The organism is uncultured Propionibacterium sp. (assembly GCF_963539965.1).
Taxonomy (GTDB): Bacteria; Actinomycetota; Actinomycetes; order Propionibacteriales; family Propionibacteriaceae; genus Propionibacterium.
Genome location: NZ_CAUTOU010000072.1, coordinates 1 through 10,164, shown reverse-complemented (window position 1 = coordinate 10,164; position 10,164 = coordinate 1). Strand labels below are relative to the sequence as shown.

General features: G+C 70.3%; 9 protein-coding genes, 2 tRNA genes and 1 pseudogene. 5 read left to right on the top strand and 7 right to left on the bottom strand.

From position 1 onward, the window contains the following. Positions 1 to 77: 77 nt before the first annotated feature. The 4 genes from R2N01_RS09990 to R2N01_RS09975 all read right to left on the bottom strand — a co-directional run bounded on the left by R2N01_RS09990 (position 78) and on the right by R2N01_RS09975 (position 5,308). Positions 78 to 1,730, bottom strand: coding sequence for a GTPase (locus R2N01_RS09990; RefSeq protein ID WP_316670741.1), 1,653 nt, complete (start codon positions 1,728 to 1,730; stop codon positions 78 to 80). Beyond that, on the bottom strand, positions 1,727 to 3,511 hold the full coding sequence (locus R2N01_RS09985) for a GTPase (protein ID WP_316670737.1): 1,785 nt from the start codon (positions 3,509 to 3,511) through the stop codon (positions 1,727 to 1,729). The genes R2N01_RS09990 and R2N01_RS09985 overlap by 4 nt, the downstream gene beginning before the upstream one ends. Before the next feature lie 137 nt (positions 3,512 to 3,648). Next, a complete protein-coding gene (locus R2N01_RS09980) occupies positions 3,649 to 5,091 on the bottom strand; it encodes a PrsW family intramembrane metalloprotease (RefSeq protein ID WP_316670744.1) in 1,443 nt (480 codons plus the stop codon). 144 nt (positions 5,092 to 5,235) lie between these two features. Continuing rightward, a tRNA-Arg gene (locus tag R2N01_RS09975) sits at positions 5,236 to 5,308 on the bottom strand. Positions 5,309 to 5,421: 113 nt separating this feature from the next. Here R2N01_RS09975 and R2N01_RS09970 point away from each other — a divergent pair. The 3 genes from R2N01_RS09970 to R2N01_RS09960 all read left to right on the top strand — a co-directional run bounded on the left by R2N01_RS09970 (position 5,422) and on the right by R2N01_RS09960 (position 7,466). Further along, positions 5,422 to 6,630 carry an MFS transporter gene (locus R2N01_RS09970; protein WP_316670734.1) on the top strand — a complete coding sequence of 403 codons (1,209 nt, stop codon included), beginning with the start codon at positions 5,422 to 5,424 and terminating at the stop codon, positions 6,628 to 6,630. 48 nt (positions 6,631 to 6,678) lie between these two features. Then, positions 6,679 to 7,296 (top strand): oligoribonuclease, encoded by a 618-nt coding sequence (gene orn / locus R2N01_RS09965; protein ID WP_316670743.1) that lies wholly within the window; start codon positions 6,679 to 6,681, stop codon positions 7,294 to 7,296. Between the two features lie 94 nt (positions 7,297 to 7,390). Beyond that, positions 7,391 to 7,466: transfer RNA gene (locus R2N01_RS09960), tRNA-His, on the top strand. Here R2N01_RS09960 and R2N01_RS09955 read toward each other — a convergent pair. The 3 genes and pseudogenes from R2N01_RS09955 to R2N01_RS09945 all read right to left on the bottom strand — a co-directional run. Beyond that, a complete protein-coding gene (locus tag R2N01_RS09955; protein WP_316670731.1) occupies positions 7,445 to 8,068 on the bottom strand; it encodes a hypothetical protein in 624 nt (207 codons plus the stop codon). The genes R2N01_RS09960 and R2N01_RS09955 overlap by 22 nt on opposite strands. Beyond that, the gene (locus tag R2N01_RS09950; RefSeq protein ID WP_316670728.1) at positions 8,037 to 8,195 is read right to left on the bottom strand and encodes a hypothetical protein; all 159 of its coding nucleotides are present in this window, start codon (positions 8,193 to 8,195) and stop codon (positions 8,037 to 8,039) included. Before R2N01_RS09950 ends, R2N01_RS09955 begins: the two co-directional genes overlap by 32 nt. An 86-nt stretch (positions 8,196 to 8,281) precedes the next feature. Beyond that, positions 8,282 to 8,910 (bottom strand): annotated as a pseudogene (locus R2N01_RS09945) (IS3 family transposase); the annotation flags it as partial. Between the two features lie 410 nt (positions 8,911 to 9,320). On the opposite strand from R2N01_RS09945, the gene R2N01_RS09940 reads away from it, so the two are divergent. Both R2N01_RS09940 and R2N01_RS09935 read left to right on the top strand, forming a co-directional pair. Next, the gene (locus tag R2N01_RS09940; RefSeq protein ID WP_316670725.1) at positions 9,321 to 9,548 is read left to right on the top strand and encodes a FitA-like ribbon-helix-helix domain-containing protein; all 228 of its coding nucleotides are present in this window, start codon (positions 9,321 to 9,323) and stop codon (positions 9,546 to 9,548) included. Continuing rightward, positions 9,545 to 9,937: a type II toxin-antitoxin system VapC family toxin gene (locus R2N01_RS09935; protein WP_316670723.1), complete on the top strand. Its 393-nt coding sequence runs from the start codon at positions 9,545 to 9,547 to the stop codon at positions 9,935 to 9,937. Before R2N01_RS09940 ends, R2N01_RS09935 begins: the two co-directional genes overlap by 4 nt. Positions 9,938 to 10,164: the final 227 nt, after the last annotated feature.

The following is a 10,164-nucleotide window of genomic DNA, read 5'->3' as shown; positions in this document are numbered from 1 at the left end:
ACGCGGCACCGAGCCCCGGAAAGAACCGAACACCACCTGTGGAAAACCCAGCCGGGTCGATGGCACCGGGCCCGTGGCTAGGAGACCGAGATCGCCCTCCGCACGGCGGCCAGCGCGTCGCGGTGGCGCTCCAGCTCGGCCTCGATGGGGCCGATGACCGCTTGACCGGAGACTTCCGATACGGCGTTCATGAGGGCGCCAATGGCTCTGCGCCGAGTGGCATGGGCGCCTGCGACCACGCCGAACCGGGCGAGGACGCCGAGCACGATGCCGGCAACCGCTCCCCCGTCCGCCAGCACGACCGGTGCCGGAATGCCCCACCAGATCAGCACCGGGACCGCGCCCGTCCCCAGGCGGGCGAGCAGCAGGTTGATGCCCAGCCAACCCAGCCCCGCGACGACCGCGGCCAGGAGCAGCCACTGGAGGAACAGCACGGGCCTCCACCACCACTGGCCCCTGGCGAGCTCCAGATCGGCACTCGCCACGGCCCTGTCGAGTTCGGCAGGCAGTCGCCCGGCCCGCCCCCTCGAAGCGGACCGCACGGCATCGGCCCAGCCCTGCGGCAGTCCGCACGAGGAGTCGTCGCCGATGGCTCGCAGCGCCGTATCGACGCGGGCCTGCTCGACACCACCGGTGGCGATCCGCAGGCCGGCGCGGCTCATGCACGTCGGCTCGGAGTCCCCGGGGACGCCCCCTTCCGCCCCGGCAGTCGGGTCCAGCCGGAGGCGACGCAGTGGATCGGGGCGCAGCCTTTGCACCCATGAGACGACCGGCCAGCCCGTGGCGGCCTGACCGCGACGGCTGATCGAGGTGAACACCGCCTCGCCGACGCGCCCGACGCCGGCGGCCCGGGCCAGTGCGGCATCCAGCTGTTTCGCCCGATCGGGATCGACCCGGGTGGGGACGTCGGCGCCGATGGCCTCCGACAGCGCCACGGCGGCCGAGGTGACGTCCTTGTCGAGGCGGGCCGGGCCGGCCCGCTTGGCCCTGGCCGTCCCGGCCAGGAGACCGATCAGATCGTCCACGCCCGTACCGGTGAGCGCCGAGGTGCACAGCAGCGGCACACCGTGCAGGCCCTCGGCATCAAGCAGCCCGCGCAGATCGCTCTCGGTCTGGGCCAGCTGCCTCGCCGCGAGACGGTCGACCTGGTTGAGGACCGCGACCATGACATCGGCATGGTCGGCCATCGACCGCAGATAGCCCTCGTGCAGGGCGGCGTCGGCGTACTTCTGCGGGTCCACGACCCATATGACCATGTCGACCAGGTCGATCAGGCGGTCGACCTCGAGCTTGTCCTCGTGCTCGATCGAGTCGTTGTCGGGCAGGTCGACCAGCACCAGGCCGTCAAGGTCCTTGCTGGGACCCATGTTCATACGCACCGGCACGCCGAGCCAGTCCAGGAGCTCGTCGGGATTGGCCGGGCCCCAGCACGCCGCCATGGCGCGCCTCGTGGTGGGGCGCCGCGCGCCGTCCCTTGCGAGCCGAGCGCCGGACAGGGCGTTGAGCAGGCTGGACTTGCCCGATCCGGTGGCGCCGGACAGGGCGACGATCGTATTGCCCTCGCCGAGGGCCAGGCGCTGATCGGCCCGCTCGGCGATGCCCCGGGCGCGCTCGACGACGCCGTCCTCGACGCGTCCCTCGCTGAGGGCGGCGGCCTCGGTCAGGGCGCCGATGCGCTCGCTCAGCCTGGCGAGCGCGGCTCTTCGTCTGCGTCCTGCTCCGATGCTCATGGGCGTCCCCCTGCCCCATCGACGATCTCGGCAGCCACGGGGGCGCCGGCGCCCCCGGCGTCGGCGGGGGCCTCGGCCGGGCCGGGCAACCCGCCGACGCGGGCGGTCTCGGCGGCGGCGATCGATTCGTCGAGACGGGCCGCGACGGACCCGTCCAGGCCGAGTTCCTCGAGCTGCAACCGGTAGCGCCGGGACTCGTCGGCCATGAGGTGCCTGACGCGCGAGTCCAGGCGCTCCCTGGCGGTACCGGCCAGGCGGTGCACCGCCCCGTCCCCGAAAATGGATTCGAGCAGGCGCCGCGCCACGGCAGTGGTGCCGCCGGCGATATCGATGCCGGCGCCGGACAGGCCAGCGGTGCGAGCGAAGATGACGATCATGAGCGCGGCGCCGACGCCGCTGACGCCCGCCGCAGCGATGCGCGCGGTGGTGCGCCTGCCCTTGCCCTGCCCGGTGACGAGGTCGAGCACATCGGCCTGCCAGTCGCGGACGACGCCGCGGGCGCGCTCATCGAAATCCTCGGACACCCCTGCCAGGCCGGGATGGGCGGCGATGATCACGCGCCCGGCCGGGTTGGCGCGCCAGGTGGTTCCCGCACGCTCCGCCGCCGCCTGGCCCTGCTCGATGATGAGCGCCTCCAAGCCCGATCCAGCGGCGATGGAGGCCTGGACGGCCCGCGTCGGCTCGCCCCTGAACATGGCGGTGATGCGGTCGTGCAGCCAGCCGATCCTGTCGTCGATGATGCGTGCGGGCCCGCCCGTGCCGATGTAGTCCTGCCAGCGGGTGAGCACCTCGCCGCGCAGCAGGGTGCCGTCGGCGGAGCGGGAGCTGACGACGCGAGCCGCCTCGTCGAAGGCCGATCCGGCATCGCGCCGCAGCCGATCGGCGATGTCGCTCTGCTCGCGCATGGCACCGGCGAGCTCGCGGGACTGCTCGGCCATGACGCGCATGGCGCCGTCGAGGGTCCGGGCGATCACGCCGTCACGGCGCCGGCGGTCGGTCGTCAGCGCGGCCAGGTAGGCGCGGATCGGCGAGACGGCCGCATCGGGCAGCAGCCCGGCCTCGTCGACGACGGTCTCGGGCACGGCGAACAGCGGCGACTCGGCCAGGCCGCGCCCGCTCATCAGACGCGCCAGATCACCGGGCACCAGCTGCATGCCGGCCGGGGGGATCCGGCTGCAGACGACGGCGACGGCCGCGCCGCGCTCGGCGGCCGTGGCGAGGAAACGCCACGGCACGGCGTCGGCGTAGCGGGCGGCCGAGGTGACGAACAGCCACAGGTCGGCGGCCCGGAGCAGCCGGGCCGCGAGCCGGCGGTTCGGTTGCGGGACCGAGCCGATGCCGGGGGCGTCGAGCAGCGCCAGGCCCCTGGGCAGACTCGGCTCGGGCACCAGCCGGACGGAGCCACTGCCGGTCGAGCCGACGTCGGTGCGGGCCAGACCCGGCAGGATGCGCTCATCGGCGAACCAGTCCTGCTCGACGGGGTTGAAGACGAGCACCGGGCTCGTCGTCGTGGGGCGGATGACGCCCGAGCGGGACACCCCGCGGCCGACGAGCGAGTTCACCAGCGTGGACTTCCCGGCCCCGGTGGGGCCGCCGACGACGGCCAGCATCGGCGCCTCCGGGCTGCCCAGGCGCGGGAGCACGTAGTCATCGAGCTGGTCGAGCAGGGCGCGGCACCGCGCACGCTGCTGCTCGACAGAGGGACCCGACAGGGGCGGCTCGACGGACTCGAGCGCGCCGCGCAGGGCCCTCAGCGCACCGGCGAGTTCAGCGGCACCCATGCAGATTCCTCTCCGCTCCCCTCCGCCGCAGGCGGTTCGGACCCGGGTCGGATCCGCACGGGCGGCACCGACCGGCCCGGGCCGGGAGGCGCCTGCTCCCGTCGACGGTGCGATGACGCGCAGCGGGGAGTACCAGGCTATCTCCGAGGGGCCCCGACGGGGATCTGCGAGGGTGGGGGCGGCGCGAAGACGGGCGTCCTCGGGCGGCGGCGCGGCAGGTGGGCGCCGACCCAGCCCCTGATGCTCTGCAACGTCCAGTTGGGAGGCTTGATCGTGAGGCCGTCGGTGTCGTCGAGGGCCCGGCCGCGCAGGGAGCGGATGCGCAGGAGGAGCTCGCGTTCGCGCTCGACCGCGGCGCCGTCCACCAAGCCGTTGACGACGCCCATGCGCACCTGGGCGAGCTCGGACATGTCGTGGATGAGGCGGACGGTGGCGAGCAGGCAGCGCGGACCGCGCAGCGCGGCGGCGCAGATCAGCTTGAGGCGCCTGCGATAGCGGCTGAACACGATCGGGTCGTGCTCGCCGAGCCAGCCGTTCGAGACGAAGTCCTGCAGGCGGGCGCGCACCTGGCGCGACTCGGCCAGCACCAGCCGGAAGTAGCGCAGCAGCAGGAAGATGATGAGGAAGGCGCCGACGGCGAGCAGCATCATCGTGCTGACGCCGATCGACTGGGTGCCGTTGAACCCCATGTGCGCGCACACGGCGAAGCAGTAGCCGGCCAGCGGCGCGGTGACGCGGACGAGCTTGCTGCGGTTGCGCATGGCCACGCCCACGCCGATGGCGGTGAAGGTCGTGAACAGCGGGTGGCCCCAGCAGGTGAGCAGGCCGCGCAGGTAGAAGATCTGCCTCAGCGACTCGTCGGCGTCGACGCCGTAGACGAGCGAGCCGTACAGGTACATGCGGATGTAGTAGACGATGTCCTCGACGACGGCGAAACCGACCGCCGACAGGCCGGCCATCGTGACCATCTGGATGGCCGACAGGAATCTGTGCCGCACGAGAATTGCCAGCAGGAAGAGAACGGTCGCCTTGGCCGCCTCCTCGGTGAAGGGGGCGATGAAGATGGCGGCGCGCACGCTGCCCAGCTCGTCGGTCTCGTCGGCGGTCACCCTCATCGACGCCCAGGTGTTGATCACGGCTGAGGCGTAGACGGCCACCGCCCCGCCCCACGCCAGTGCGACGGCCTTCAGACGCAGCGTCGTGGGACGCAGGCGGTCGATGAGGAGGTAGAAGACCAAGCCGATGGCGAGCGTCACGAGCGCCATCCTCGTGCACTTCCACAGGGCCTCGTTGAACTGAGCGGGGGTGGGGGCCGAGCGCGTGCCGGTCTGCTGCTCGGTGTAGTCGCCGACCGAGGTGGTGATCGTCACGGCGTACACGCGGTAGGTGAGCCACAGCAGGAGCGCGCAGAGCGGGAAGAACGCGACCGTCAGCCAGTTGAGCGGGCTGCGGCGGAAGCGCCGCCAGCCCGTCAGCCCCGGCTCGACCGGGCGCGGAAGACCCGCGATTCTGCGTGCTCGGCGCTCGCGGGCGACCGAGTCGTCCCGACGCTCGGAAGGTGCGGGTGCGGGCAGCTGCATGGACACGGGCCAAGATTACCCGGCGCCGCCGGTGGCCGGCCGGCGCGCATCCGCGCACGGGCCCGTCCCGGGGAATCCTCAGGGGCCATCGGCCCCGGACGCGACGGGGCGGGGCACTACCGATCGGGTGCCCCGCCCCAGGGGCGGCCCGGGTGGGAATCGAACCCACGCGCGACAGATTAGAAGGCTGCTGCTCTATCCGCTGAGCTACCGGGCCCTGCTGCGATGCATTCTAGTTGGCACGGGAACCGGCCCGTCGGCGTCCGCATGAGGGGCCGTTCCCCGGCGCGGGGCGCCCGGCCCCGGCGGCAGGTGGGATCATGGGGTCCCGTGGCAGAAGAACAGGCGCGGCAGCGCTGGACCCGTACGCTCATCGCGGTCTACGGTCCCACCGTTCTCGCCTCGGTCGGTTTCGGCGCCGTCATCCCGCTGATCGCCATCCAGGCCCGTGCCCTGGGGGCGAGCGTCGGGGTGGCCGCATTCATCACGTCCTTGACCGGCATCGCCCAGGTGATCGGCGACCTGCCGGCAGGGTTCGTCACCGACCGCGTCGGCGAGAAGTACTCGATCGTCCTGGCCTGCCTCGTCGACGCGGCCGTGATGTCTGTCGTCTTCTGCTCGCACTCCCTGCCGGTCCTGGCCGGCGCCGTCTTCTGCCACGGCCTGACCGGCGCGGTGTTCGGCCTGGCCCGGCAGACCTATCTGACCGAGCGCATCCCGCTGGGGTGGCGGGCCCGCGCCATGTCCACGCTCGGCGGCGTCATGCGCATCGGCTGGTTCGCGGGCCCGCTGGCCGCGGCGGCCATCATCAATCGGTGGAACCTGACCACGGCCTTCGGTTTCGCCGCCGGCATGTCGCTCATCGCGGCGATCTTCACGTTGACGATGCCCGACCTGCCCGGCGAGGGCCACGGCCTGGAAGCCATAAGGCAGCGCAGCAGGGCCGATCATGCGCGCACCCTCTCGGTGCTGCGCACGAACCGCCGCGTGCTGCTCACGCTCGGCGTGGGCTGCCTGGCGCTGCAGCTGATCCGCGCGGTGCGCCAGACGATCATCCCGCTGTGGTGCGAGGCGCATGGCATTCCGGCCGCCACGACGAGCCTCGTCTACTCCATGTCGATGGGCCTCGACGTGCTCTTCTTCTTCCCGGGCGGCCTCATCATGGACCGCCTCGGACGCCGCTGGGTGACGCTGCCGGCCATCGCCACGATGAGCATCGGCCTGCTCCTGCTGCCGTCGACCCATCAGACGCTGACGATCGCGCTCGTGGCGGCCCTGCTCGGCCTGGGCAATGGCGTCTCGGCGGGCATCGTCATCACTCTGGGCGCCGACGTCTCCCCCACGTACGGCCGTTCGCAGTTCCTGGCCGGCTGGCGCCTGTTCGCCGACTCGGGCACCGCGATCGGCCCGCTCGTCGTCAGCGCGGTCGCCGCAGCGGCCGGCCTGCCGGCCAGCGCCCTGGCCGTGGGGGCCATCGGGCTGGCCGGCACCTGGTGGCTCTCGCGCTATGTGCCGCACAGGACCGAGACCAGGGTCTGAGCCCGGGGCCGGGCTACGAGGCTAGAGTTGGCCGACGTGAGCAACAACATGCTGGTGTGGATCGACTGCGAGATGACCGGGCTCGACCTGGCCCACGACGAGCTCATCGAGGTGGCCTGCCTGGTCACCGACGGCGAGTTGAGCATTCAGGGCGAGGGCGTCGATGTGGTCATCCGGGCCGGCGACGCGGCGCTGGCCCATATGGGCGAGTTCGTCACCGAGATGCACACCAGGTCGGGGCTGCTCGAGGATCTCAAGGCCTGCACGACGACGATGCGCCAGGCGGAGGAACAGGTGCTCGCCTACGTCAGGGAGTACGTGCCCGAGCCCGGCAGGGCCCCGCTGGCCGGCAACACCATCGGCACCGACCGCAGCTTCCTGCTCAAGGACATGCCCGAGTTGGAGGGGCACGTCCACTACCGCAACGTCGACGTCAGCTCGATCAAGGAGCTGGTCCGCCGCTGGTATCCGCGCGTCTTCTTCAACGCGCCCGAGAAGAACGGCAACCACCGCGCCCTGGCGGACATCATGGAGTCGATCGAGGAGCTCAAGTACTTCCGCGAGGCGGTCATGGTGCCCGAGCCCGGCCCCACCGCGGAGGAGGCCAAGGCGATCGCGGCCAGGTATCAGGGCAGCGTCACCGGTTTCGGCCGCGAGGGCCGCTGATCCCGGCCCTGCCGATCCGACGCGAAACCGGATTTGGGGCGCGAGTCGGGGTCGGCTAAAATGAGCGAGCTGCCTGTGCGCAGGTGGTGTGATGGTGGATGTAGCTCAGTTGGTAGAGCCCCTGGTTGTGGTCCAGGTGGTCGCGAGTTCAAGTCTCGTCATCCACCCCAGATGGGGTCGGGTGTGAACTCCTCACCAAGGGACCACCCTTGGTCGGGGTTCCAGCCTGGCTTTGTTTTCGTGCCTGGGCGGCCCAGGTCAGGGCGTCGGGCTGCAGATCGGTGTCGGCGGGCCCGTCGTAGGGAGTCCGATAGCCGACCCGGATGTCGTTGTCCTCGTCGATGTAGATCGCCTTGAACAACGCCTGATTACACAGCCGACGGTTCGCATCATCGGCATGGGCGTAGATGTCACCGACACGGGCCAGCAGCTGCAACGAGTCGTCCAGGTTCGCCCGCGCGTCCGAATAATGCCCGTGACGCGCGGCCAGCCGGTACCCGATGGTCTCCAACGACCCGATGATCCGGTCCTGTTCCCGCTTCAGCAACTCTAACGGGACCGTACCCGCGCAGTGGGCCTGCAACAGTTTGCGCTGCTCGTCCTCCAAGCGAGTCCGGCGGGCCGCCAGATCAGCCGGCTCCGCCGCACCCTCGGCCATCATCTGATCGAACCTTGCATGCAACATCCCCGACAGCGCCTGCCGGGTCTCCGGATCGATCTGAACCGTCTCGTAGAACCGTTCAACAAGCCGCTCCACCTGCTCGATCAGCATCGCCTGCCGGGGTGCAGTCCCCCCTGCCCGCGTGCCGTGCCGAACACGCGAAATACGGGTAGATCCGGCCCCGGCCACTTCTCGCATGGCACAACAGCAGCCGCGACCCGCACTGGCCACAGAACACCGTCCCCTTCAAATATTCGTGTACCTGGGTCGCGTCCGCGGGGCTTGACCCCGGTTTTTGGACACGGTGTCATTTTGGTTATGCCGCTTCCGCGAGCCCAGGTCGATGCAGGACGCGAGGTAGAGGTTCGTGCCGTCCTCGATGGGCAGGTAGGTGATGTCGCCGACGTAACGGCGGCCCGGCTCGCCCGTGGTGAATTCACGTCCGAGCAGGTCGGGGAACTTCCGGCCGGACTGGTCCGGGATGGTCGTCTTCACGCGCTTGCGCAGCCGGATCCCGGCCAGGCGGTGCTCGCGCATCACCCGCGCGACGCGCTTGTGGTTGACCCGCTCGCCCTCGGCGGCGCCCTCGTTCAAGTCGGCGGTGATCCGCGGCGCGCCCGACGCCCGGACCCCGCCCTGCTGTGAGTCTTGCAGTACCCGGATCCGCGCCGCCAACGCCGCGTCCGCCGCCGCCCTGGCGGCTCGTCCGGGCGCGGCGGCCAGCCACGCATAGAACGACGACCTCGCGATCTCGACGACCTCGCACAACCGCTTCATGCCCCAGGCGCCCTTGTGGTCCTCAACGAACTGGAAGCGGTTCACCAGCTCGTCTCCCCGGCTAAATACTTCGCCGCCTGACGGAGGATGTCCCGCTCCTCGGCGAGCTTGGCCTGCTCGGCCCGCAGCACCGCGTTCTCGGTCTCCAGGCGCATGATCCTCGCCGCCTGCGACTCCGGCCGGGCTGTCGCCGTCGACGCCGTGGCCGAGCACGTTGCTGGGGGTCACCCTGTTGGGCTACGACGATCAGCTCGTCGAGGTGGAGGCCGTCGCCGCGATCCGGCACTGACCGCATGCTGCGCAAGCACGGTGACCCAAATGCGCGACGTGAATGCGCGGCCACCACGGTGCCCAGTACCGGGCGCGTGGGCCACGAACCGGGCACCGGAGAGGGAGTCGACGCCTGATCGATGCTTCACCAGCGTCCCGGCGTGCTCGACGGTGCAGCCGACGAAGGCTCGTCGGCCGACATGCCGGGAACAGGGATGACCAAAATTGGTTCATCGCCCAGATCAGATTGGCATCAATGATGCCCTTCGGTGGAGACCCCGAGCTTGATCGCTTGCAGAGTGCTAGCATAGTGTGCATGACAACGCTCTACATTCGTGAGGTTCCCGATTCGGTGGCCAAGGTCTTGAAGGCCCGTGCCGCGGCGCAGGGGCAGTCGTTGTCCGCGTACGTGAACGCTCAGCTCTGCCGCCTGGCCTCGCGCCCGACCAATGCCGAGATTGCCGATCGTCTTCGCGCCCGCGACCGGTCGGACGACGTAACCACCCAACGCATCCTCGACGAGCTGGAGTCGTCCCGCCGATGATTGTCCTCGACGCTTCCGCCATGGTCGAGGCGCTGGTCGGAGCGCACCCTGCTCCAGAGCTCATCGATGCGCTGGGCGGAGAGATTCATGCGCCGCATCTGTTGGACGTGGAGGTCATGTCGGTCCTCCGCGGTCTTGAGCTCGGCCGAGTCCTCACGCAGGACAGGCCAGAGCAAGCGCTGGACGACTACTGGTCATTCACCATTCAACGTCACGATCTCGAGCCCCTGAGAAGCCGCGTCTGGCAGCTCAGGCCCCAGTTCACCAGCTACGACGCCACCTACGTCGCTCTGGCTGAGGCACTGGACGCGCCCCTCGTCACGTGCGACAGGAAGCTCACCACGTCCGGGCACCGAGCCGAAGTCCTCCTGCTGCCCAGAACCCCCTGAGCCGCTGCGGACCTCGCCCCTGCCGGGGGCCCTCGTCCCAGCTCACGCCATGCCATGGAGGCACCTTGGAGTGATATAGGTTTTTCGGACAGTGGTTGGCGGTTGATTTTAGGCTACTGCCTTGTGGTGTTGTCTCCATTCAGTGTCGACTTGATTGGGAGTCTGGTAATCGCTGGAGTGTTTGGTGTTTTTGGGGTGGTGGGCGGGATGATCGTGGGGCGGGTGTT